Source organism: Pseudomonas sp. CH235 (assembly GCF_004368175.1).
Taxonomy (GTDB): domain Bacteria; phylum Pseudomonadota; class Gammaproteobacteria; order Pseudomonadales; family Pseudomonadaceae; genus Aquipseudomonas; species Aquipseudomonas paraglycinae.
On the sequence record NZ_RRZJ01000022.1, the window covers coordinates 52,252 to 75,050 of the forward strand.

A 22,799-nucleotide genomic window follows, 5' to 3' on the forward strand; every position below is an offset into this window, starting at 1 on the left:
GTTCATCTTAAGGAAGAGAGAACGCGTCATGGATAACCAGCCTTCAGCTCCATCGGTTTATCAACTGGCCCCCGAGCAAGTCGCCGGGCCGTATTTCCGCAATCCCAAACTGCTGCGCCGCAACATCAGTGAAGGCGCCGAAGGCCTGCCGCTGTTGCTGCGCCTGACCATCGTCGATGCCATGACCGCCGAGCCGGTCAGCGGTGCGCTGGTGGATATCTGGCACTGCAACGCACGCGGCGCGTATTCCGGCTGGAGTCGGGTGAACCCGGATCTGGAAGTCGACGTCGAGGACATTGGCGCGATCCCGCGAACCGACGACGACACCTATCTGCGCGGCGGCCAGTTCAGCGACCACAAGGGCAGGGTGCGCTTCACCACGATCTATCCGGGTTTCTATGCCGGGCGAGCGCTGCACATTCACGTGGCGGTACGCATCGTTGCCGGCAATGAGTACCTCGAGGAGCGCAACGTGGCCTGGGTCGGGCAGCTTTATTTTCCGGAGATGGTGTCCCGTGGCGTGCTCAATGCCAAGGCCTATCGCGGGCGCAGCTCGCTGCCGGTGTGCAACACCGACGATGCCTATTACGCCAACATGGGCGGTGAAGAGTCGACCCTGACGGTGTGGCCGATCAGCCGCGATTCGCACGAGGACGGTTACTTCGGCCACCTCACGATCGGCATCGACACCTTTGCTGTGTCGTCGCAGATCAAGCCCGAGGACTTCGACAAGTACACGGTTTAACGCAGTTCGTTCAGCGCCTGAATCAGCGACTGAATCTCCGCCGCCGTGGTGGTCAGCGACGGCGTGACACGGATGCACGGCCCGCAGGCTGCGCCGTTGCGCACGACAGTGAACAGATCGTAGTCGTTGAGCAGGCGTTCGACCATCGCCTGCTGGTCCGCATGACGGGTAAAGCGCAGAGAGGTGATGCCGCAGTACAGGCGCGGATCGTCCGGGGTCGTGACTTCGATGCCCGGCAGGTTACGCACGGCGCTGACCCACAGGTTGCGCAGGTAATTCACCCGCGCGCCTTTGGCGGCCGCGCCACCCAGTGCGCGGTGTTCCTCGAACACCAGTGGCAAGGTCATCAGCGCCGGAATGTTCGGCGTGCTGTAAGGCGTGCGCGAACGGATGTCGCCAGCCGAAAAATGCATCTCGCCCATGTCCGGATCGATGTCGGCCAGGCGCTGTGGAGCGATGTAGATAAAGCCGAGGGTCAGCGGCGAGCCGATCCACTTGTGCAGGTTGTACCCGGCGAAGGCGATGCCGAGCGCTTCCAGGTCGAACTCGATCTGACCAAGGGCATGGGCGCCATCGAGGATGATATCGACGCCGTGCTCCTTGGCCAGCGACGCAATGGCCTGCACCGGCATCACCAGCCCGGTGCGGTGGGTGACGTGGGTCAGCGCCATCAGCTTGAGCTTCGGATAGCGGATGAAGGCTTCGCGGTAAGTCGCCAGCAGGCTGTCGAAGGTGGCGGGGTGGGCGTGCTCGATCTCGATCACCTCGACCCCGCGATGCTTTGCCAGCCAGCGCATGGCGCCCTTGACCGTGTCGTACTCCAGATCGCAGATCAGCACCTGGTCGCCAGGCTGCAGACGGTTGTAGTTGCGGATCAGCGATTGCAGGCCGGCAGTGGCGTTGTGGGTGAACGCCACGCTTTGCGCGCGGACGCCGATCAGCTCGGCCAGTTGCGCGCGGATGTCGAGGCTGTCGTGCTGCTCGAAACGCTGTCGCACGTAGATCGAGTTGCTGTTGTTGATCAGCTCGATGTTGCGCTGGTACTCCTCGACCACCGTGCGCGACATGCGCCCGAAGTAGCCATTCTCCAGATTCACCGGGCCGGGGTGGCGGTCGTAACGGTCAGCGAAGGTTTGCCAGAAGGCTTCGTCTCGGGCACGGCGGGTGTTATCGGGCATGGTCGACTCGACTCGGATCAGGGTGACGCCTTAGTGGCGTGGGGCAGGTTTGCCGTGTTTGGCGCGCAGCGGTTCGAGCAGTTCCGACAGGCCGTTGTGATCGATTTCCTGCATCAACGCCAACAGCCCGCCCAGTTCGCCATGGGGAAATCCTTCCCGGGCAAACCAGTTCAGGTAGGGGCCCGGCAGGTCGGCAATGATCCGGCCCTTGTATTTGCCGAAGGGCATTTCGCGGGTGATCAGCAGTTCGAGCTTTTCAGGGTTCATCGTTGGAATCGTCTGGCTTTGAAAACACTTCGGAAAATACAGGCATTCTGCATGCAGGCCAAATGACAGATCATGCAAATAACAGGCATACAGATTTTCGTTTTATTTATAAGTTATTGAAAATTAACGATTAATTTCTTTTCGAAAAGCTGGCATGACCACTGCAATACTCCTTGCATCTTTCACCCACGCAAGGAATTGAAAAAATGACTGACATGAATAAAGAAGCCATCTCCGTCCTCAACGACCTGATCGAAACCAGCAAGGACGGTCAGGAAGGGTTCAAGACCTGCGCTGAAGACATCAAGCACCCAGAGCTGAAAACCCTGTTCGTGAAACGCTCCGCCGATTGCGCAACGGCTGCGGCCGAGCTGCAAGCCGCGGTGCGTTCGATGGGTGGCGATCCGGAAACCTCGACCAGTGTCAGCGGTGATTTGCACCGTCGCTGGGTCGACGTCAAAGCGATGTTCACCGGCAAAGATGAAGAAGCGGTGCTCAACGAAGCCGAGCGCGGTGAAGACCACGCCCTGAAGGCTTATCGTGAAGCGATCGAGAAGATCAACAAGCACAACCTGGTCGGCATTCGTGATCTGGTCGAACGCCAGTACCACGGCGTACAACGCAATCACGATCAGGTGAAGGCGCTGCGTAACCAGGCTCGCGCACGCTCGTAAGCGTTCGAAGCCCACAAAAAACGCCAGCTGGTCTGGCGTTTTTTTGTGTCCGGATTTAACCGAGGACGATCAGCCGATGCTGATGGCCGGCAACGTCGGCAGGGTAACAGTCTGCTGCTTGCGCGGCGCCAGAATTTCGGCCTCGCCATCTACTACCAGCTCATCGCGCTGGTTGAATACGCGAGTGGCGATGCGCACGCGGAACTTCGGCAGTTTCTCGAGGATTTCCAGGCGCACGGTCAGGGTGTCGCCGATCTTCACCGGCTTCTGGAAGCTCATCTGCTGGCCGATATAAATGGTGCCCGGTCCTGGCAGCTCGCAAGCCACTGCCGCACTGATCAGCGCGCCGCTGAACATGCCGTGGGCGATGCGTTCCTTGAACATGCTGGCGGCGGCGAACTCGGCGTCCAGGTGCACCGGGTTGTGGTCGCCGGACATCGCGGCGAACAGCTGAATGTCGCGTTCCTCGACAGTCTTGCTGTAGCTCGCGGTCTGGCCCACTTCGAGGACTTCGTAAGGGATATTGGTAACCTGGGTCATGGGTCTGAATTCCTGTGACGGATGAAATGAATCCACAAAAAATTATTCGCTGCGGTGCGGCCGGCGATGGCTCAGGGCCTGGTCGATCCAGACCAGCACATCGGCGGTCACTTCGTCGCGGTTGCTCTCGTTGAACAATTCGTGCCGCGCCTGCGGGTAGATCTTGAGTTGCAGGTTCTGGCTGCCGGCCGCGCGCAAGGCGTTGGCCAGATCAGTCAGACGCTTGCCTTCGCTCACCGGATCACATTCGCCGCCGATCACCAGCAGCGGCAGGCCCGGATCGATCTGGGCGAGATTGGACGCTTTGCTGATTTGCTGCAACCCGCCGAGCAAGTCGATCCATAGTTGATTGGTGCAGCGAAAGCCACACAGCGGGTCGGTGGCGTACTTGTCGACCTCGGCCGGGTCGCGACTCAGCCAGTCAAACGCGGTGCGCGCCGGTTTGAATTTATTGTTGAACGAGCCGAACGACAGCCATTCGATCAGCGCGCTGCGACCCTTGGCGCCCTGGCGCAGCTTTTCAAACCGGGCGATCTGCCGGGCCGCGCGATACAGCGCAACCGGCTGGAAATTCGAGCCGCTGAGAATCGCGCCATGCAGGCTGGCGCTGTGATGCAGTAGATAAGCCTGAGCGATGTAACTGCCCATGCTGTGCCCGAGCAGCACGATCGGCACCCCCGGATGGCGCTGGCCGAGGAACTGGTTGAGGCTCGCGAGATCACCGACCACCTTGCACCAGCCATCGTCATCGGCGAAATGCCCCAGCGTCCCATGATCGGCGGTTTTGCCATGGCCGCGCTGGTCGGGCGCGTACACGCCGTAGCCTTCAGCACAGAATGCTTCTGCCAGCCTTGCATAGCGGGCACTGTGTTCCGCCATGCCGTGAGCCAGCAGGATCACCGCCTTCAGCGGCGCGTTCGGCAGCCACAGGTTGACGAAGAGGCGGCTGCGGTCACTCGCGTCCAGCCAGAAGGTGTCGTGGATCATGGCGATTCCTTTTGCGGCCTGTTTTTGCTCAAGCGTCGTGCAGAGGTTGCATTGTATAGCGCGTCCGATCAGCTCACGCCACGGCAGGAAGATTCACACGATCAATGACGACCTTGCCCATATTTGCCTGATTGACCATAGCTGCTAGTGTCCGTGAAGCCCCGCTTTTTGCTCTCGACTTTTTCAGGGACAGAAAGAAATGACAGCGAAGCGGCCCCGGATCGGCTCAGGTAAAGAGGACAAGAACAATGCAACCTGATTTCTGGAATGACAAACGCCCGGCGGGCGTACCCCTGGACATCGACGCGGGTGAATTCAAGTCGGTGATCGAGGTGTTCGAGCGTTCCTGCAAGAAATTCGCTGATCGCCCGGCGTTCAGCAACATGGGCGTGACCCTGACCTATGCCGAGCTGGAGCGCCAGAGCGCCGCGTTCGCCGGTTATCTGCAAGCCCACACCGACCTGGCGCCGGGGGATCGCATTGCGGTGCAGATGCCCAACGTCCTGCATTATCCGATTGCCGTGTTCGGCGCCTTGCGTGCCGGGCTGATCGTCGTCAACACCAACCCGCTGTACACCGCGCGGGAGATGCGTCACCAGTTCAAGGACTCCGGCGCCCGGGCGCTGGTGTACCTGAACATGTTCGGTCAGAAGGTTCAGGAAGTGCTGCCGGACACCGACATTCAGTACCTGATCGAAGCGAAGATGGGCGACCTGATGCCCACCGCCAAGGGCTGGCTGGTCAACACCGTGGTCAGCAAAGTGAAGAAAATGGTCCCGGCGTATTCGCTGCCCCAGGCGATTTCCTTCAAGAGCGCGTTGCGCATGGGCCGGGGCCTGGGCATCAAGCCGTTGAAGGTCGGCCTGGATGACATCGCCGTTCTGCAATACACCGGCGGCACCACCGGCCTGGCCAAGGGCGCGATGCTGACCCACGGCAATCTGGTGGCGAACATGCAGCAGGTGCGTGCCTGTCTCGGTCAGTTCGGCAGCGACGGCCAGCCGTTGTTGCGCGAAGGGCAGGAGGTGATGATCGCGCCGCTGCCGCTGTACCACATCTATGCGTTCACCGCGAATTGCATGTGCATGATGGTGTCGGGCAATCACAACGTACTGATCACCAACCCGCGTGACATCGGCGGCTTCATCAAGGAGCTGAAGAACTGGAAGTTCTCGGCGCTGCTGGGGCTGAACACGCTGTTTGTCGCGCTGATGGATCATCCGGACTTCAAGACACTGGACTTCTCCACCCTCAAGCTCACCAACTCCGGCGGCACCGCGCTGGTCAAGGCCACCGCCGAGCGCTGGGAGCAGATCACCGGTTGCCGGATCACCGAAGGCTACGGTCTGACAGAAACCTCGCCGGTGGCCTGCACCAACCCGTACGGCGAGCTGTCGCGGATCGGCACGGTCGGCCTGCCGGTGCCGGGCACCCGATTGAAAGTCATCAATGACGACGGCGTCGAGCAGCCTTTGGGCGAGCGCGGCGAGCTGTGCATCAAGGGCCCGCAGATCATGAAGGGTTATTGGCAGAAACCCGAAGCCACCGCCGAAGTGCTGGATGCCGAGGGCTGGTTCAAGTCCGGCGACATCGCGGTAATCGACCCGGACGGTTTCGTGCGCATCGTCGACCGCAAGAAGGACATGATCATCGTCTCGGGTTTCAACGTGTACCCGAACGAAATCGAAGATGTGGTGATGGCTCACCCGAAAGTCGCCAACTGCGCAGTGATCGGCGTGCCGGATGAGCGTTCCGGTGAGGCGGTGAAGCTGTTTGTGGTGGCGCGGGAAACCGGGGTGAGCCTGGAAGAGCTGAAGGCTTACTGCAAAGAGAATTTCACGGCGTACAAGGTGCCGAAACACATCGTGCTGCGTGAGTCGTTGCCGATGACGCCTGTCGGGAAAATCCTGCGCAGAGAGTTGCGCGATATCGCCTGATCGGTGATGCGTACCCGTTGAGTACGAAAGATCGCAGTCTCTGGCGGCTACCTCAAGCTAGGGGAGGCTGCGATTTTCGCTTTCTATCCGCGACGTTGTCCCCGAAAACCGGGACTTTCAAGGTGTTATAGGATTTTTGCTCTAAAATGACTGCCAGTAGTTCTTGAGTCATTAAAATGACTGTAGGGGCCGCTTTTGGCTCTAGTCGACCCTTGGCAAAGCTGCTACTCTCGGCGCGCTTTGTGACTTCTCGGCCTTGTAAAAAGCCAGACTCACCAATAAACAAACACCAATAATAATCGCATCAAATGCGGTGCTGAATTCGCGTTGCTGAGGAGTGGGCTTCCATGATCGAAGACTTTTGGAAGGATAAGTACCCCGCTGGAATTGCTGCCGACATCAATCCAGACGAGTACCCGAATATTCAGGCAGTGTTGAAGCAATCCTGCCAACGCTTCGCCGACAAACCGGCGTTCAGCAACCTGGGCAAGACCATCACCTACGGTGAACTGTACGAGTTGTCCGGTGCGTTTGCCGCTTATCTGCAACAGCATACCGATTTGCAGCCCGGTGATCGAATCGCCGTGCAACTGCCCAATGTGTTGCAGTACCCGGTCGCCGTCTTCGGTGCCATTCGCGCCGGGCTGATCGTGGTCAACACCAACCCGCTGTATACCGCGCGGGAAATGGAACACCAATTCAACGACTCCGGTGCCAAGGCGCTGGTGTGCCTGGCGAACATGGCGCACCTGGCCGAAGCCGTGGTGCCGAAAACCGGCGTCAAGCACGTCATCGTCACCGAAGTCGCCGACCTGCTGCCGCCGATCAAGCGCCTGCTGATCAACAGCGTCATCAAGTACGTGAAGAAAATGGTTCCGGCCTATCACCTGCCAAAAGCCGTCAAGTTCAACGACGTGCTGAGCAAGGGCCAGGGCCAGCCGGTCGCCGAAGCCAACCCGGACAGCGGCGACGTCGCGGTGCTGCAATACACCGGCGGCACCACCGGCGTGGCCAAGGGCGCGATGCTCACCCATCGCAACCTCGTCGCCAACATGCTGCAGTGCAAGGCGCTGATGGGCTCCAACCTCAATGAAGGTTGCGAGATCCTGATCACCCCGCTGCCGCTGTACCACATCTATGCGTTCACCTTTCATTGCATGGCGATGATGCTGATCGGCAACCACAACATCCTGATCAGCAACCCGCGCGACCTGCCGGCGATGGTCAAGGAGCTGTCGAAGTGGAAGTTCAGCGGTTTCGTCGGCCTCAACACGCTGTTCGTGGCCCTGTGCAACAACGAAGGTTTCCGCAAGCTGGATTTCTCGGCGCTGAAAGTCACCCTGTCCGGCGGCATGGCCCTGCAACTGGCCGCGGCCGAGCGCTGGAAAGCGGTCACCGGTTGCCCGATCTGCGAAGGTTACGGCATGACCGAAACCAGCCCGGTGGCCACGGTCAACCCGATCCAGAACATCCAGATCGGCACCATCGGCATTCCGGTGCCGTCGACCCTGTGCAAAGTCATTGACGACGCCGGTGTCGAGCAGCCGCTGGGCGAAATCGGCGAGCTGTGCGTCAAGGGCCCGCAAGTGATGAAGGGTTACTGGCAGCGTCAGGAAGCCACCGATGAAATGCTCGACAGCGAAGGCTGGCTGAAAACCGGTGACATCGCGCTGATCCAGCCGGACGGCTACATGCGCATCGTCGATCGCAAGAAAGACATGATTCTGGTGTCCGGTTTCAACGTGTATCCGAACGAACTGGAAGACGTGCTGGCGGCCCTGCCGGGCGTGTTGCAGTGCGCAGCCATCGGCGTTCCGGACGAGAAGTCCGGCGAGGCGATCAAGATCTTCATCGTCGCCAAACCGGGTGTCACGCTGACCAAGGAACAGGTGATGGAGCACATGCGCGCCAATGTCACCGGCTACAAGGTGCCGCGTTCCGTTGAATTCCGCGATGCGCTGCCGACCACCAACGTCGGCAAAATCCTGCGTCGCGAGTTGCGCGACGAAGAGCTGAAGAAGATCAAGGCGAAGAGCGCCGCATAAAACAGAAAGCCCCGCAGATGCGGGGCTTTTTGTTGGTGCAGAGCAGGGCCTGGATTATGCGGTGAACCTGCCCCTCACCCCAGCCCTCTCCCGAGGGAGAGGGAGCCGATCGGGGGGGGCTGTTCAAAACCCGAGTTCGGCTCGATATCTCAGGTCGACGTACCTTGTCCAATCACCTCGGTCGGTCCCCTCTCCCTCTGGGAGAGGGCTAGGGTGAGGGGGGAGGGGCCCCCGAAATCTTACTGGCGGAACGGCGCGAAGTTCACATTGGTGCCCGCCGGGCGCATGTCCTGCAGGTACGAGTCCTTGTCGGCGCTCAGTTCCAGGCTCAGGGCTGCCTTGCGTTTGCCTTCATTGCGGATCACCAGGCCTTCGAGCTTTTCGCGCAGAAACACGGTCGGCACTTTCAGGTGCAGCAGTTCGTCGGTGGCCGGGGTGTGCATCAACAGGTGAATCCACTCGTACTGACCGATGGCCAGGCGCGACACCGGCAAGTCGAACCACCAGATGTTGCGGTTGCGGTTCAGTTCGGCGAAGTGGCAGTTGTTGGTGCCGAGCACGGCACCGCCCAGTTCCTGGTTGCGACGGGCGATGGCCTGCTTTTTATCGAGTTTCATAACATTCCTGCGGGATCGGTTCTGTGGCGCATGGCGCCCTTATGGTGGGCATTCTCGTGGGTACGCTCGCAAACATAAAGCCCAACCTGCACGCCGCGACGAAATGAAGCCGTGAAAATAAATGAAACTTGGCGCAAACCGGGCCAGTCAATCATTACGTACTGACTTTCCCCGTTAATGTTCCAAGGAGAATCACCATGGGTAGCACGAGCGATAAAGTGAAAGGCATGGCCAACGAAGCCGTCGGCAACATCAAGCAAGGTGTCGGCAAAGCCACCGACAACACCAAACTGCAGGCCGAAGGTAAAGTGCAAGAGAAGAAAGGCGAGGCCCAGCAAGCGGTGGGCAAAGCCAAGGACGCGGTCAAGAAAGGCGTCGACAAGGCTTGATAGAGCCTTGAACGAAACAACGAAGCGGCCATCCAAGGATGGCCGTTTTCGTGTCCCGTTCATATGCGGTCACGGATCACAGTGTTTCAAAGTCGCCAAGTAAGCTACTTTGATGAGAGAAAAACGGCCCCTGAGTCGCCACGACTTCAACCTGTTTTGCGGCGAAAGGAGACGCGAATGATTTTTCCGGACATGAAAGGTCTGCCCCTGCACCGGGTGATGGTGCGCACGGTCACTGAATTCGTCGACGACGAGATGTCGACCTATGCCTCGGCACTGGCCTACCAGATGCTGTTCTCGCTGTTCCCGTTCATTCTGTTCCTGATTGCCCTGATCGGCTTCCTGCACCTGCCGGACTTCTTCTCCTGGCTCCGCCTGCAATCGGAGCTGGTGTTGCCGCCCCAGGCGCTGGAACAGGTCAATCCGGTGATCGATCAACTGCAGCAATCCAAGGGCGGCCTGCTTTCGGTCGGTATCGTTGTCGCCCTGTACACCGCGTCTGCCGGCGTGCGCCTGATGATGAGTGCGATGAACGCAGCCTACGACGTGGTCGAAGGACGGCCCCTGTGGAAGCGCTTCCCGCTGTCGATCATCTACACCGTCGGCATCGCCGGCATGTTGCTGGTCGCCGCTGCGCTGATGGTGCTCGGTCCGCAGGTGATGGGCTGGATCGCCGCGCAGGTCGGGCTGGAAGAAGTCATTGTCACCTTGTGGACGATCGCCCGCTGGCCGGTGATCGTGATCCTGATGATGGTGGCCGTGGCGCTGATCTACTACGTGATGCCAGACGTCAAACAGGAGTTTCGCTTCATCACCCCGGGTTCGGTGCTGGCGGTGGTGGTGTGGATCATCGCGTCCCTGGGGTTCGCGTTCTACGTCAAGACATTCGCCAACTACAACGCCATGTATGGCAGCATCGGTGCGATCATCGTGCTGTTGCTGTATTTCTACATTTCCGCCGCCGTGTTGCTGCTCGGCGCGGAGATGAATGCGGTAATCGAACATATGTCCAGCGAGGGCAAGGATTCGGGCGAGAAAGTCCCCGGCGAACTCGATGAACATCCCAAACAACACGTTTCCGGCCTCGGGCGCGATCACTCGCTCAAGCCGAACACTGACGAAGCCTGATCATGATCCGTGAAATCCTGAAGATGGGCGACGAACGCCTGCTGCGCATCGCCCCGCCAGTGCCCGCCGAAATGCTCGACAGCCCGGAACTATGGCAACTGATCGACGACATGTTCCAGACCATGGAAAGCGTGGGCGGGGTCGGCCTGGCCGCGCCGCAGATCGGTGTCGACCTGCAACTGGTGATCTTCGGTTTCGAGCACAGCGAGCGTTACCCGGACGCCGAAGCGGTGCCGCAGACGATCCTGATCAACCCGCTGATCACGCCGCTCAGTCCGTTGATGGAAGAGGGTTTTGAGGGCTGCCTGTCGGTGCCTGGCCTGCGGGGCGCGGTGGATCGTTATCAGCAGATCCGTTACGAAGGCGTCGACCCCAAGGGCGAGCCGATTGTGCGTGTGGCCTCGGGGTTCCATGCGCGGGTGGTGCAGCATGAATGCGATCACCTGATCGGGCGGCTGTACCCGTCGCGCATTACCGATTTCAGCAAGTTCGGTTTCACCGAAGTGATTTTCCCGGACCTCGATCCCAACGCAGACGACTGACTAGTCCGCGCGCGGCACCAGCTCCATGGCAATCATCGGCTTGCTCCGCGCATAACGGCTCAAGCGCTCGGCCATGGCTTGGGGCAGGGCGGGGGCGAAAGTGAAGCCGCGCCGCTCGTAGAAACCGCGCAAGTCCGGGTGGCAGAACAGCCACACCGGCGCCTCGACGCCCTTCACCGCTTCGGCAATCAACTGCGCGGCAATGCCCTGTTCGCGACAGGCCGGATCGACGAACAACCCGGTCAGCCAATGCCCGCCGAACACCGGCCGCAGACACAGCGCCGCCACGATTTCCTCCCGCCGCGCCACCCACAATTGCGCCTCGCGCACCGCTTTCATCGACGATTGATGCTGGCGGTAGAACTTGTTCATCAAGGGCCAGGACAGGTCGTCGAGCTGGCTGTAACGGATGTCGGTCATGAATCGGACTGCCGGTGCAAAAGCCGCGGATTATAAAACAACGTGCCCGCCGGGATAGGTGTATACCTGATCTCACATCCCCTCTGAGTGGAGTACGCATCATGTCCAAAGGTATGGATTCGAAGAAAGCTGCGAAGAAGAAACCGGCCAAGACCGCCATCGAAAAACGCCACGAGAAAAGGGCGAAGAAAGTCGACATCTTTGGCCATTGATCACGCCGTTCGGGAGCCCGGATCCGGGCTCCTGTCTTGTCCTTGAAAACAGCCTGAAAAAATAATCTGCAAGAATTTCCGTTGTCGTTGCACAGAAGGAATGGACTCCTTTTCCGAGCAACGCCATGGCCCATTACTTTGACGATCAGCATCGTCAGCAAATCGAAACCCTGCGCCAGCGCTTCACCGCCCGCACCGAGTGGCCGACCTGGCTGCTGCTGATCGGCGTGTACGGCGGCTGGTTCGCGATTGTGCTGGGCAGCGAACGGCTTGGCGTCTGGTGGAGCACGCTGCTGCTGATTCCGCTGCTGGTACTGTGGCTGTCGGTGCAGCACGAATTGCTCCACGGTCATCCGACGCGCTGGACCTTCGTCAACAAAGTCCTCGGCTACGCGCCATTCGCGGTGTGGTATCCGTACACGCTCTATCGCGATAGCCATTTGCAGCACCATCGCGACGAAGACCTGACGATTCCCGGCGTCGATCCCGAAAGCCGTTACCTGAGTGCCGAACGCTGGCAGGGCAGTTCGCTGTTCGAGCGCAGCCTGCACTGGCTGAACAAGACCGTGCTCGGCCGTTTTGTACTAGGCGCGCCGCTGGCGTTGCTGGCGCTGGCCGGTGAAGAATTGCAACGTCTGAAAAACCGCGAGCGTCAGGCCTGGCTGATGTGGCTGACCCACGGCGCCCTGACCGTGCTGATGCTGTTTTTCATCGCCCGCTACAGCGTGTTGCCGGTCTGGCATTACCTTTTTTTGATTAGCGTGCCGGCGCTGTCGATAGCGATGGTTCGCTCCTACTATGAACACCGGCCGCACACGCAACCGGAGCAGCGCACGGTACTCAACGAAGCCGGATGGCCGTGGCGCTGGCTGTTCCTGAACCTGAATTTCCATCTGGTGCATCACGATTTGCCGAAGCTGTCGTGGTACGACTTGCCCGAGGCCTACCGCATGCGCCGGGAGCAATGGGTGGCGCGCAGCGGCGGATTTCTGGTGCAAGGTTATGGGCAACTGTGGCGCCGGCACGGCATCAAGCCGATCGACAGCCCGCAGCATCCGTTTATTTGAGGCGACCATGACGTCAGGTTACGCAGAGCTGTTGATGTACATCGCACCCGAGCCGATCCGCGCGGCGAACGAGCAGTGGCTGGCGCGGATCCTTGAACACCTCGGCCGTTCGCGGCTTGATGCCGACGGTCAGTCGTTGCTCGAACTCTGGCGCTCGCCTGAGTTGCTGCTGACCCAGACCTGCGGCTATCCGCTGATGACCGCGCTGCGTGGGCAGGTGAGGATTGTTGGCCGTCCGCGCTACGAATTGCCGGACGCCAGCGCCGGCAATCATTGCAGCCTGATCCTCGCCCGCGCCGATGATCCACGCCGCAGCCTGGCGGAGTTCTTCGACAGTCGCGGGGTGATCAACAGCGAAGATTCCAACAGCGGCATGAACCTGTTGCGCCAGCGCCTGGCCCCATTGCACCGGGACGGGCAGTTTTTCGCCTCGGTCGGCATCAGTGGCGGACATCGCGAAAGCCTGCTTTGGTTGCGCGAAGACCGTGCCGATCTGGCGGCCATCGACAGCGTGACCTTTGCGTACCTGGCGCAGTACGCCGCCGAAGAGGTCAGCGGATTGCGAGTGGTAGCGCGCAGCGCGTTCAGTCCGACATTGCCCTTCATCACTTCGGCCAGCACGACTGACGGACAGATCGAACACCTGCGCCGGGCCATGAACCGCAGTCTTCACGACCTGCCCGATGTGGCCCGCACCCTCGGTTTGCCCGAAGTATTGCCCGCCAGCGAAAGCGATTACCTCGTCTTGCTGGGTTACCAGCGCGAGGCCGAAGAACTGGGTTATGGCCGCTTGCGTTAGCGGCTTCTTGTAATTCACTAATGGAATATAAAAATTCTTTTTAAGTATTTTTAACGCATAAGGCACCTTGCTAGGATCGCGCCACCGGACGACCGGACATCAGCGACCCTTTACCAAGGAGCCCCCATGTCCGGCGCCGACTCATCCCATCGCAATCATGTGAACACGTTGTTTCGCGACCATTACCAGTGGTTGTGCACACGTCTGCGTCGGCAATCGAATGATGCGGCCACGGCCGAAGACATCGCCGCCGAAACCTTCGCGCAACTGCTCGAAGCGCCGGGGCTGACCGCCATTCGCGAACCCCGCGCCTTGCTCACCACCATCGCCCAACGTCTGCTGTATGAGCGCTGGCGGCGGGGCGATCTGGAGCGTCGGCATCTGCACCAACTGCAACAAGGTGACCTCGATCACGCGCCGTCTCCCGAAGAACTCGCCGACCTGTCGCAGAGCCTCAAGCACCTGGACCGGACACTCCGGCGCCTGCCAGGCAAGGTGCGCTCGACCTTTCTGCTGGCGCGCATCGACGGCCTGACCTATCCGCAAATCGCTGCCGAACTGGGCATCTCCCAGCGTTCGGTGAGCCTGTACATGACCCGTTCCCAGGCCCTGTGCAACCGCCATAGCGCCAACCAAACCCTGATTTCCTCCCAGAACAAGAGGTCCGCATGAGATCGATCAAAACCCTGCTCGGCAGTTCGCTGCTGGCCCTGACCCTGACTGCCGGGCACGTCGTGGCAGCGGAAAAAACCGCGCCGATCCACTTCGGCGACATCACCTGGGAAAGCGGCAGCTTCATCACCGAAGTGCTGCGCCTGATCGTCGAAAAAGGCTACGGCTACCCGACGGACACGCTGCCGGGCAGCACCGTCAGCCTGGAAGCGGCGCTGGCGAAAAACGATATTCAAGTGATCGGCGAAGAGTGGGCCGGGCGCAGTCCGGCGTGGGTCAAGGCTGCCGCCGAGGGCAAAGTGTTCGGCCTCGGTGACACGGTGAAGGGCGCCACCGAGGGTTGGTGGGTGCCGGAGTACGTGATCAAGGGCGATCCCGAGCGCGGGATCAAACCGCTGGCACCGGAGCTGAAATCGGTGGCCGACCTGCCGCGCTACAAGGATGTGTTCAAGGATCCGGAAGACCCGAGCCGTGGGCGCTTCCTCAACAGCCCGACCGGCTGGACCTCGGAAATCGTCAACAGCCAGAAGCTCAAGGCGTATGCGCTGAACGACAGCTTCGTCAACTTCCGCACCGGCTCCGGCGCGGCGCTGGATGCCGAAGTGGCGTCGTCGATCAAGCGCGGCAAACCGGTGCTGTTCTACTACTGGTCGCCAACGCCGCTGCTCGGTCGCTTCAAACTGGTGAAGCTGGAAGAGCCGCCGTTCGACGCCGAAGCCTGGAAAACCCTGGCCGACGCCAACAACCCCAACCCGAAAGGCACCCGCTCGATGCCGGCGAGCCTGGCGATTGGCGTGTCGGCGCCGTTCAAGGCGCAGTATCCGGAGCTGGTGACGTTCTTTGAGAAAGTCGATTTGCCGATCGATCTGCTGAACCAGACCCTGGCCGGGATGAGCGAGAAACGCCAGCAACCACGGCAGGTGGCCGAGGCGTTCCTGCGCGATCAGCCGCAAGTGTGGAAGCCTTGGGTGCCGGGTGATGTGGCAAACAAGGTGAGCGGGAGTCTGTAGTTCGTTTCTGATATTTCTGTAGTGCTGCACCGATACCATCGCGGGCAAGCCCGCTCCCACAAGGTTCTGCGCGATGTTCAAGCCTGCGTGGTACCTGTGGGAGCGTGGCTTGCCCGCGATGGCGTTCGACCAGACAAAACTTTTTTGCGCTGAACCGTTTCTCGTCCGCTTCCTGTCCGAATTCCCTCATTACTGGCCGACTAGTGGCCTTGCGCAAGCATTCGCGCTGTCTATGCTCATTCATAACTAACTATGCCGAACGCCATCCAATGCGTTTCGACCGCTAGTGGTTACCGATCTCAAAGTTGCCAGAGTGCGCAATCCAAGGCACCGACACTTGACCGACAGGGAGCTGTTTTTTAAATGGAAGTTCTTCTGCATGTTAGGAATGGCCCATCACCGGGCTATCAAGAAAAGGATGCCTTGATTAGAGCGTCGTCGCATGGACTCTCCGATTAATCATCGTTTATCACCTGACAACTTCCTCCCATGGAGGAAGGCGTGTGCCTGTTCTGTGGAACGTAGTGGTGGATTCTGAAAGACCTGAACTTTCATCAAATCAAAAGAACGCGCGGAAGGTGATCGAGACATGTTCAACCTACATCACAAGGCTGATCTGCAGGAAATCGAACGTTTCAGTTGTGCCCTGACCGAAGCCAACGCCAAGCTGGCGGCGATCAGCCGTTCGATGGCAATGATCGAATTCACCCCCGAGGGCATCGTTCTGGATGCCAATGAAAACTTCTGCAAGACCATGGGCTACAGCGCCGATGAAGTGCGTGGCAAACATCACCGGATCTTTTGTGAAGAAGAATTTTATCGCAGCGAGGAATACGCCAAGTTGTGGCGTGACCTGGCCCGGGGCGAACCCATCAGCGGCACTTTCCTGCGCTTGAACAAAAGCGGCCGGGAGATCTGGCTCGAGGCCAGTTACATGCCGGTGTATGGCCCGGACAAACAGGTCCGCAGTGTGATCAAAGTGGCGTCGGACATAACGGCGCGCGTGAACAAGGAAAAGGAAGAAGAAAGCATGCTCGCTGCCATCGGCCGGTCGATGGCAGTGATCGAGTTCACTCCGGAAGGCAATGTGATCACGGCCAACGACAACTTCCTCAAGACCATGCAGTACTCGCTCAACGAAATCGTCGGCCATCACCACAGTCTTTTCTGTCACCGGGTCGAGGCCGAGTCCGCGCAGTACAAGGCGTTCTGGGCGTCGCTCAATCGCGGCGAATATCACTCGCACCGCTTCGAGCGCAAGAACAAGTCCGGGCAGACCGTTTACCTGGAAGCGTCGTACAACCCGCTGTTCGACGCCAAGGGCCGGCTGTACAAAGTGGTGAAGTTCGCCAGTGACATCACCCACCAGATGACCACCTTGCAGACTGCTGCGGAATCGGCCCACAGCACTTCGGTACAAAACGACGCCTGCGCGCAAAAAGGCTCACAGGTCGTGCAGCAAACGGTGCAGATCATTCAGGACATTTCCCGCGACCTCAACGAAGCGGCGCTGAGCATCGATGCCGTCAGCAAGCAGTCGGACATCATCGGCACCATCGTCCAGACCATTCGCGGAATCGCCGACCAGACCAACCTGCTGGCGCTCAACGCAGCCATCGAGGCGGCGCGGGCGGGTGAGCACGGGCGTGGTTTTGCGGTGGTGGCGGACGAAGTGCGCAGCCTCGCGGCGCGGACCAGTCAGGCGACTCTGGAGATCGTCGATGTGGTGCGCAAAAACCATGAGCTGTCACTGAGCGCAGTGTCGAGCATGCAGTCGAGCCTGAGCCGCACCGGGCTCGGGGTGGAACTGGCGAACGAGGCGGGCGACGCGATCCGGGAGATTCAGCAGGGCTCGCGGCATGTGGTGGATGCGATCAGTCAGTTCAACGAGACGTTGCAGTTGAATTGACAATTTCACGGCTGAAAAAAGGATCCCCGTGGGGATCCTTTTTTATTGCGCCACTTTTCAGATCGAGGCGAATCAGAGCGAAGCGAGGAACTTGTCTGCCGACTCGTCGCTGATCTTCGCCGATTCGGCGTCTTGCTTGTTCTGCTTCTCGGCTTCAGCCAGCTTCATCTTATCCTGCAGTCGCTCGGCGATCTCTTTGCCAATGGCCAGTTGTTTCTCCGGCGGCATGGCTTTGATGTCGTCCTCGGTCAGACCCATTTCCTTGAGGATACTGTCGCGCAGACGCTGTTCCGGCGTTTTGCTCATGTAGTCCTTGAACTCGTCCAGCGCCGATGAACCTGAGGATTTGGTCGGCGAAGTATCGGAGGTTTGCAGGGCGACGCGGGTCTTGGCGAATGCTTCGTCGACGTTGTCGCTGATGCGCGTAGCTTCGCTGACTTGCTGGGTCGCCAGTTGGGTGGCCGATTCCTGCACTTTGGCGGTGGCTTCGGCGGTTTGCGCCTGGGCCTGGTTTTGCAGGGTTTGCAGCATCGCGCCATGCAGACCGCCTTGCAGGCCGGCCGCGGCCGTGGCGGTTGCATCGTCATTCAGCGGCTTGGGCAGGTGAATGATTTGCTGTTGTTTTGCACTGACCAACATGATGAAAGGACCTGTAGGTAATGACTGTCAGCCCTAGGGAGCAATTACCATGCCTATCTAATAAGTTCTTTTATTTCAATGGCTTGTGGTTTTTGGTGAACCGGCAAAGCGGTCATCCCTTGCCGGAGGGCGGCAGAGGATGACCGTTGTCCGTCAGCGATGGGCGATGTTTTCCAGCGCCAGGTTACGGGTGCGAGGGCCGAAATAGCCGATGGTCAGCATCACGATCAACATGCTGGCGACGATGAACGCCAACACGCCCGGTGTGCCGAAGTGGTCGAGGAACAAACCGATCAACAGGCTGCTGAACACCGTCGACAAACGACTGAACGAATAGCAGAACCCCACCGCCCGGGCGCGGATGTTGGTGGGGAACAGTTCGCTCTGATAGGAGTGGTAACTGAAGCTCAGCCAGGCGTTGCAGAAGGTGATCATCACACCGCAGAAGATCAGGCCGAAGGCGCTGGTCTGCAATGCGAACAGAGTGCCGAAGGTCATGGCGCCGAGGGCCGAGCCGACGATCTGCCATTTGTTCTCGAAGCGGTTGGCGAATTTGACGAACAGCAGCGGCCCGAGCGGGTAGGCGAGGGTGATGATGAACGCGTACATCAGGCTGTGAGTGACGCTGACACCCTGACCGGAGAGCAACGCCGGCAGCCAGTTGCCGAAGCCGAAGAAACCGATGGCCTGGAAGATGTGGAAGACGATCAGCATCAGAGCGCGACGCCGGTAAGGTGGCTGCCAGATGTCGGCGAAACGGCCCTTGCCTTCGACATCCACTGCTACCGCTTCCGGCGCATCCAGTGGCTGACGGTGATCTTTCTCGCAGCGCGCCTCGATGCCATCGAGAATCCGGTTCGCCTCATCGAAGCGGCCGTGCTGGGCCAGCCAGCGCGGCGACTCCGGCAGACGCTTGCGCAGCCACCAGATGAACAGCGCAAACACCGCGCTCGCCAACACCACCCAACGCCAGCCGGACACCCCGAACGGCGCCTGTGGCACCAGCCACCAGGACATCAACGCCACTGCCGGTACCGACAGGAACTGCACGAAAAATGCGAAGGCAAACGCCGAACTACGCATGCGCTTGGGCACCAGTTCCGAGAGATAGGCGTCGATGGTCACCAGCTCGATGCCGAGGCCGATGCCCACCAGAAAACGCATACAGATGATCCCCAGTGCCGAACTCTGCACGCCCATCAGCACCGTGGCCACGGTGTACCAAACCAGCGCGAAGGTGAAGATCGCGCGCCGCCCGAACCGATCCGCCATCGGGCTCAGCAGGCTGGCGCCGAGAAACAAACCGAGGAACGTCGCCGAGGCGAACGCAGCCTGATCGGAGAAACCGAACACGCCCTGATTGCCGGTGGCGAAGATGCCGTCGCGGATCAGGCCGGGGCTGATATAGGCGGTCTGGAACAGGTCGTAGAGTTCGAAGAAACCACCGATCGACAGCAGCGCCACCAGCCGCCAGATCGTGGCGACGGCCGGAAGGCGGTCGATGCGGGCGGAAATCTCGGCGGCGCGTATCGGGTCGATACCGTCGCGTTGCGCGGCGGGGGCGTGTGCAGTCATGGGCTGATCCATTTTTTATTGATGGAAAAGCTTAGCCGGCTATCGGAAATCAAGGATTGTTTATATCGGCGGTTGGCGCGGTAAAACCGCCGATTTCTTGCAATATCCGCTTACCAATTAACGATTTATGTCGCGGGCGCCGGATCGGGCAGCGCAGACGCTGGCAAGCCGAATACCCGGTCGAACAGCCAGTTGAACGCGAAGGTGTAGCAAGGGATGAACACGATCAGCGCCAGATCCAGCAAAAAGGCCTGCACCAGACTGATGTTCATCCACCACGCGATCAGCGGAATCAGGAATACGATCAGCGTCAGCTGGAACCCGACGGCGTGGGCGATGCGCCGTTTCACCGTGCGGGTGCGTGACACCTGGCGGCTTTCCCAGCGCTCGAACAGCGAGGTGTAGATGAAGTTCCAGGTCACGGCGATGGTGGTGATGATCACCGCCAGCGGACCGGTGCTGCCGGGCGATGTGCCGGACAACAGGGCGAGGCCGAGGGCCGAGAAGGTCATGCCGATCACTTCATAGAGCGACACATAGACCAGTTTGCGTTTGACGCCTTGCATGGGGAATTGCCTCTTTCTTGCGACTTGTGGCCAATGGGACTGGCGAAGGCGACGAAAGATAGCTTCAATATAGATGACAGAAAAAGTCAGTAGCTTTCAGTTTTATTGATAGGTGTGCGAAGTGAATTTCAACAGTGAAAGCATCGAGCTGTTTCTCGCCGTGATCGAACGCGGCTCGTTTTCCGCCGCTGCGAGGGCATTGGGCAGAGTCCCGTCGGCGGTGAGCATGGCCATCGGCAATCTGGAGGCGGAACTCGGTTACTCGCTGTTTGATCGCAGTCACCGCGAACCGCAACCCACGGCAATGGCGCTGTCGCTGGTGCCCCATGCTCGGTTGATCGCCGATCAGCTCAAGCAATTGCAGGTGCATGCGGTGCAGTTGTCGCTGGGGCTTGAGAGCAAATTGTCGATTGGCGTGGCGGCGGATATCGATCGCCGACGGTTGCTGACGGCGATCAAGGATCTCAGCGAGCGTCATCCACTGCTCGACATCGAAGTGCTGACCGCGCCGCAGGATGATGTGCTGGCGATGCTCCATAGTGGCCGGGTCAGCGTGTGTCTGGCGTTCGCCGGGTTGAGCGTGAATGTGCTGGAGCGTTTTCAGTTTGTCGGCAGTGAGCGGATGATCGCCACGCTGGCGGCGGACAGCCCGTTGTTGCAGGGGCAGGATCTGTTTCTTGAGGACCTGGTGCATGTGCGGCAGATCGTCGTCGGCAGCCGCGACTTGCCGATCAGCGAAACCCGGCCGCTGGTGGCCGAATCCCACTGGCGCACCGACAATCTGGAGACAGCACTGGAAATGGTCGAGGCTGGGTTGGGCTGGGGCAATTTTCCGCTGTCGGTGGTGCAGCCGTGGCTCGATAGCGGACGGCTGAAACGGTTGAACTTCCGCAATATCGAAAACGGCCTGGTGCTGCCGGTGCACGCGGTGTGGCTCAAGAGCCAGCCGTTGCAGAAGGGGGCGCTGGCGCTTGTTGAAATACTCGGCCGGTGATCGTTCCCACGCTCTGCGTGGGAACGATCAACAGGTTATTGCCGTGCGGGGTCAGGTGCTCTCGCGAATCTTCAGTTCGAACCCCATGTCTTCGACCGGCCGCGCCACGCTATTGCCGGCCATCAGAGTCAGCATCTGCTCCGCCGCTCGCTTGCCGATCGCTTCGCGGGGCGTGTTGATGCTGCTCAGGCGCGGCACCATGTGTTCCGACATCGGCAGGTCGTTGAAGCCGAGGATCGCCACTTGCTCGGGGATCTTGATCCCGTTGCGCAGCGCTTCGAGCAGGGCGCCCTGAGCCAGGTCGTCGTTACCGAAGAAGATCGCATCGACATCCGGATGCGCCGCCAGCAGTTGCAGGAACAACTCGCCGCCCAGGCCCACGGACGATGAACGCGGGGTCAGCACTTCCAGATCCGGGTCGTAGCGACCGGCCTTCTGTAGCGCTTTGCGAAAGCCTTCGCCACGCAGCAGGGTGCGCTGATCGAGCTGCGCGCCGATGTACGCCAGACGCTTGCGGCCACGGGACAGCAAATGTTCGGCAGCCGTTTCCCCGGCGCTGAGCTGGGAGAAACCGACGCAGTTCACCCCGGCCGCGCTGTCCAGCTCCATCATGTACACGCAGGGAATGTTGCTGGCCTCGATCATCCGCCGCGAGCTTTCAGTGCGGTCGAAGCCGGTGAGCAGCAAACCGCGTGGCTGATAGGCCATGTAGTTGCGCAGCAGGTTTTCTTCTTCATCGCGGGAATAGTGGAAGTTGCCGATCAGCACCTCGAAACCTTTGGGCGTCAGTACCCGATGAATGGCTTCCAGGGTGTCGATGAACAACAGGTTGGACAGCGAAGGCACCAGAACCACCACCGAATGGCTCTGGGCCGAGGCCAGAGCGCGGGCGGCGGGGTTGACCACATAGTTGAGTTCCAGCGCGGCTTTCTGGACTTTCTCCACCAGTTCGGTGGCAACCGTGCTGACCCCACGCAGGGCGCGGGAGGCGGTAATCGGGCTGACGCCGGCCAGACGGGCGACTTCATTGAGGGTGGGACGGCCGGTGGTGCGGGTGTTTTTATCGTTTTTAGGGGTGGTCATCGGGCGGCTTGCCAAACAAAAATCAAGGCACTAAGGTAGCGCTGTCCTTATGCAGCTGCAAATGCGTAAGCGAGGTCCTGCCTGATCCTCGCTTTTTGGCGTACCGACAAAACCTGCTGCAACCCAAAAAAACGACAAGAAGGCGTCGGCAACTTCTGCCTGTGCACTAGAGTCATAGCTAGCAAAGGTAGCGCTGTCTGCGCGCTGAGGTGTTACATGAATCATCCCATCACCGCCCTGGTCATCATGGGCGTTGCCGGTTGCGGCAAGACGTGCGTCAGCGAGGCCCTGTGCCAATTGAGCGGCGCCACTGCCATTGAAGGCGATACTTTCCATCCGGCCGCGAACATCGAAAAGATGAGCGCGGGGATCCCCCTGAATGACGAAGACCGTGCCGGCTGGCTCGACAGCCTGTGCGATGAACTGCGTCGCGTCGATGCCCTGGGCGAACGCCCGGTGCTGACTTGCTCGGCCCTCAAACACAGTTATCGCGAAGTGCTGCGCAGCGCCTTGCCGGGCCTGGGTTTCGTGTTCCTCGAATTGACGCCTGAAGTCGCCGCCGAACGTGTGTCCCACCGTCCGGGCCACTTCATGCCGGCCACCTTGATCGAAAGCCAGTTCGCCACCCTCGAATCGCCCAAGGGCGAGCCGTTGACCCTGGCCCTGAATGCTTCGATCCACAGCGTTGAAGAGCTCGCATCGCAAGCCCACGTCTGGTGGCAGGCCCATGGCCTGAAACAGGCGGTATGAGTGTGATTGCGAAGATAGCGCTGTCCATGCGACTTCTGATTAACCCGCTTTAAT

At 60.0% G+C, this 22,799-nt stretch carries 23 protein-coding genes and 2 pseudogenes; 15 read left to right on the forward strand and 10 right to left on the reverse strand.

The window, feature by feature from the left end; genetic code table 11:
• Nucleotides 1–28: 28 nt before the first annotated feature.
• Nucleotides 29–745 carry an intradiol ring-cleavage dioxygenase gene (locus tag EIY71_RS20585; RefSeq protein ID WP_085745180.1) on the forward strand — a complete coding sequence of 239 codons (717 nt, stop codon included), beginning with the start codon at nucleotides 29–31 and terminating at the stop codon, nucleotides 743–745.
• Here the strand turns inward: EIY71_RS20585 and EIY71_RS20590 are convergent.
• Together EIY71_RS20590 and EIY71_RS20595 are read right to left on the reverse strand one after the other, a co-directional pair.
• The gene (locus EIY71_RS20590; protein ID WP_134022920.1) at nucleotides 742–1,923 is read right to left on the reverse strand and encodes an aminotransferase class V-fold PLP-dependent enzyme; all 1,182 of its coding nucleotides are present in this window, start codon (nucleotides 1,921–1,923) and stop codon (nucleotides 742–744) included. The two genes, EIY71_RS20585 and EIY71_RS20590, sit on opposite strands and share 4 nt — an antisense overlap.
• Before the next feature lie 30 nt (nucleotides 1,924–1,953).
• Nucleotides 1,954–2,190 (reverse strand): DUF3820 family protein, encoded by a 237-nt coding sequence (locus EIY71_RS20595; RefSeq protein WP_003213031.1) that lies wholly within the window; start codon nucleotides 2,188–2,190, stop codon nucleotides 1,954–1,956.
• Between the two features lie 206 nt (nucleotides 2,191–2,396).
• Here EIY71_RS20595 and EIY71_RS20600 point away from each other — a divergent pair, with 206 nt between their 5' ends.
• Nucleotides 2,397–2,864 (forward strand): PA2169 family four-helix-bundle protein, encoded by a 468-nt coding sequence (locus EIY71_RS20600; RefSeq protein WP_007951153.1) that lies wholly within the window; start codon nucleotides 2,397–2,399, stop codon nucleotides 2,862–2,864.
• A 69-nt stretch (nucleotides 2,865–2,933) separates the two neighbouring features.
• Here EIY71_RS20600 and EIY71_RS20605 read toward each other — a convergent pair whose 3' ends face one another.
• Together EIY71_RS20605 and EIY71_RS20610 are read right to left on the reverse strand one after the other, a co-directional pair.
• Nucleotides 2,934–3,404, reverse strand: coding sequence for a MaoC family dehydratase (locus EIY71_RS20605; protein ID WP_134022922.1), 471 nt, complete (start codon nucleotides 3,402–3,404; stop codon nucleotides 2,934–2,936).
• Between the two features lie 42 nt (nucleotides 3,405–3,446).
• Nucleotides 3,447–4,391 carry an alpha/beta hydrolase gene (locus tag EIY71_RS20610; protein ID WP_102717279.1) on the reverse strand — a complete coding sequence of 315 codons (945 nt, stop codon included), beginning with the start codon at nucleotides 4,389–4,391 and terminating at the stop codon, nucleotides 3,447–3,449.
• Between the two features lie 248 nt (nucleotides 4,392–4,639).
• On the opposite strand from EIY71_RS20610, the gene fadD2 reads away from it, so the two are divergent.
• Both fadD2 and fadD1 read left to right on the forward strand, forming a co-directional pair.
• A complete protein-coding gene (fadD2, locus tag EIY71_RS20615; protein WP_085745177.1) occupies nucleotides 4,640–6,328 on the forward strand; it encodes a long-chain-fatty-acid--CoA ligase FadD2 in 1,689 nt (562 codons plus the stop codon).
• Between the two features lie 347 nt (nucleotides 6,329–6,675).
• Nucleotides 6,676–8,373 carry a long-chain-fatty-acid--CoA ligase FadD1 gene (gene fadD1, locus EIY71_RS20620; RefSeq protein WP_064598913.1) on the forward strand — a complete coding sequence of 566 codons (1,698 nt, stop codon included), beginning with the start codon at nucleotides 6,676–6,678 and terminating at the stop codon, nucleotides 8,371–8,373.
• Between the two features lie 239 nt (nucleotides 8,374–8,612).
• Here the strand turns inward: fadD1 and EIY71_RS20625 are convergent, their stop codons facing one another.
• Nucleotides 8,613–8,990, reverse strand: coding sequence for a hypothetical protein (locus tag EIY71_RS20625; RefSeq protein ID WP_007951149.1), 378 nt, complete (start codon nucleotides 8,988–8,990; stop codon nucleotides 8,613–8,615).
• A 197-nt stretch (nucleotides 8,991–9,187) separates the two neighbouring features.
• On the opposite strand from EIY71_RS20625, the gene EIY71_RS20630 reads away from it, so the two are divergent.
• The 3 genes from EIY71_RS20630 to def all read left to right on the forward strand — a co-directional run bounded on the left by EIY71_RS20630 (nucleotide 9,188) and on the right by def (nucleotide 11,049).
• Nucleotides 9,188–9,379, forward strand: coding sequence for a CsbD family protein (locus tag EIY71_RS20630; protein WP_102687273.1), 192 nt, complete (start codon nucleotides 9,188–9,190; stop codon nucleotides 9,377–9,379).
• 177 nt (nucleotides 9,380–9,556) lie between these two features.
• Complete coding sequence (locus tag EIY71_RS20635) at nucleotides 9,557–10,507, forward strand: YihY/virulence factor BrkB family protein (protein WP_134022924.1); 951 nt, start codon at nucleotides 9,557–9,559, stop codon at nucleotides 10,505–10,507.
• 2 nt (nucleotides 10,508–10,509) lie between these two features.
• The gene (gene def / locus EIY71_RS20640; RefSeq protein WP_134022926.1) at nucleotides 10,510–11,049 is read left to right on the forward strand and encodes a peptide deformylase; all 540 of its coding nucleotides are present in this window, start codon (nucleotides 10,510–10,512) and stop codon (nucleotides 11,047–11,049) included.
• On the opposite strand, the gene EIY71_RS20645 is transcribed toward def, so the two are convergent.
• Nucleotides 11,050–11,469 carry a GNAT family N-acetyltransferase gene (locus EIY71_RS20645; protein ID WP_134022928.1) on the reverse strand — a complete coding sequence of 140 codons (420 nt, stop codon included), beginning with the start codon at nucleotides 11,467–11,469 and terminating at the stop codon, nucleotides 11,050–11,052.
• A gap of 337 nt (nucleotides 11,470–11,806) precedes the next feature.
• On the opposite strand from EIY71_RS20645, the gene EIY71_RS20650 reads away from it, so the two are divergent.
• The 6 genes and pseudogenes from EIY71_RS20650 to EIY71_RS28945 all read left to right on the forward strand — a co-directional run.
• Nucleotides 11,807–12,748, forward strand: coding sequence for a fatty acid desaturase (locus EIY71_RS20650; RefSeq protein WP_134022930.1), 942 nt, complete (start codon nucleotides 11,807–11,809; stop codon nucleotides 12,746–12,748).
• A gap of 7 nt (nucleotides 12,749–12,755) precedes the next feature.
• Complete coding sequence (locus EIY71_RS20655) at nucleotides 12,756–13,547, forward strand: phosphate/phosphite/phosphonate ABC transporter substrate-binding protein (RefSeq protein WP_134022931.1); 792 nt, start codon at nucleotides 12,756–12,758, stop codon at nucleotides 13,545–13,547.
• A 126-nt stretch (nucleotides 13,548–13,673) separates the two neighbouring features.
• A complete protein-coding gene (locus EIY71_RS20660; RefSeq protein ID WP_085745171.1) occupies nucleotides 13,674–14,219 on the forward strand; it encodes a sigma-70 family RNA polymerase sigma factor in 546 nt (181 codons plus the stop codon).
• Nucleotides 14,216–15,229: an ABC transporter substrate-binding protein gene (locus EIY71_RS20665; RefSeq protein ID WP_134022933.1), complete on the forward strand. Its 1,014-nt coding sequence runs from the start codon at nucleotides 14,216–14,218 to the stop codon at nucleotides 15,227–15,229. Before EIY71_RS20660 ends, EIY71_RS20665 begins: the two co-directional genes overlap by 4 nt.
• A 589-nt stretch (nucleotides 15,230–15,818) precedes the next feature.
• Nucleotides 15,819–16,589, forward strand: a pseudogene (locus tag EIY71_RS28940) (PAS domain-containing protein); the annotation flags it as partial.
• 120 nt (nucleotides 16,590–16,709) lie between these two features.
• Nucleotides 16,710–17,138, forward strand: a pseudogene (locus EIY71_RS28945) (methyl-accepting chemotaxis protein); the annotation flags it as partial.
• Nucleotides 17,139–17,210: 72 nt separating this feature from the next.
• Here EIY71_RS28945 and EIY71_RS20675 read toward each other — a convergent pair.
• The 3 genes from EIY71_RS20675 to EIY71_RS20685 form a co-directional block, all read right to left on the reverse strand.
• Nucleotides 17,211–17,777: a hypothetical protein gene (locus EIY71_RS20675; RefSeq protein WP_134022935.1), complete on the reverse strand. Its 567-nt coding sequence runs from the start codon at nucleotides 17,775–17,777 to the stop codon at nucleotides 17,211–17,213.
• Nucleotides 17,778–17,930: 153 nt separating this feature from the next.
• Entirely contained in the window at nucleotides 17,931–19,352 is a 1,422-nt protein-coding gene (locus tag EIY71_RS20680; RefSeq protein WP_007951130.1) for an MFS transporter, read from the reverse strand.
• Nucleotides 19,353–19,477: 125 nt separating this feature from the next.
• Nucleotides 19,478–19,918: a PACE efflux transporter gene (locus EIY71_RS20685; RefSeq protein WP_102687278.1), complete on the reverse strand. Its 441-nt coding sequence runs from the start codon at nucleotides 19,916–19,918 to the stop codon at nucleotides 19,478–19,480.
• Between the two features lie 121 nt (nucleotides 19,919–20,039).
• On the opposite strand from EIY71_RS20685, the gene EIY71_RS20690 reads away from it, so the two are divergent.
• On the forward strand, nucleotides 20,040–20,912 hold the full coding sequence (locus EIY71_RS20690; RefSeq protein WP_134022937.1) for a LysR family transcriptional regulator: 873 nt from the start codon (nucleotides 20,040–20,042) through the stop codon (nucleotides 20,910–20,912).
• Nucleotides 20,913–20,963: 51 nt separating this feature from the next.
• Here the strand turns inward: EIY71_RS20690 and EIY71_RS20695 are convergent, their stop codons facing one another.
• Nucleotides 20,964–21,995, reverse strand: coding sequence for a LacI family DNA-binding transcriptional regulator (locus EIY71_RS20695; RefSeq protein WP_007951123.1), 1,032 nt, complete (start codon nucleotides 21,993–21,995; stop codon nucleotides 20,964–20,966).
• A 216-nt stretch (nucleotides 21,996–22,211) separates the two neighbouring features.
• On the opposite strand from EIY71_RS20695, the gene EIY71_RS20700 reads away from it, so the two are divergent.
• Nucleotides 22,212–22,745: a gluconokinase gene (locus tag EIY71_RS20700; RefSeq protein WP_064598881.1), complete on the forward strand. Its 534-nt coding sequence runs from the start codon at nucleotides 22,212–22,214 to the stop codon at nucleotides 22,743–22,745.
• Nucleotides 22,746–22,799: the final 54 nt, after the last annotated feature.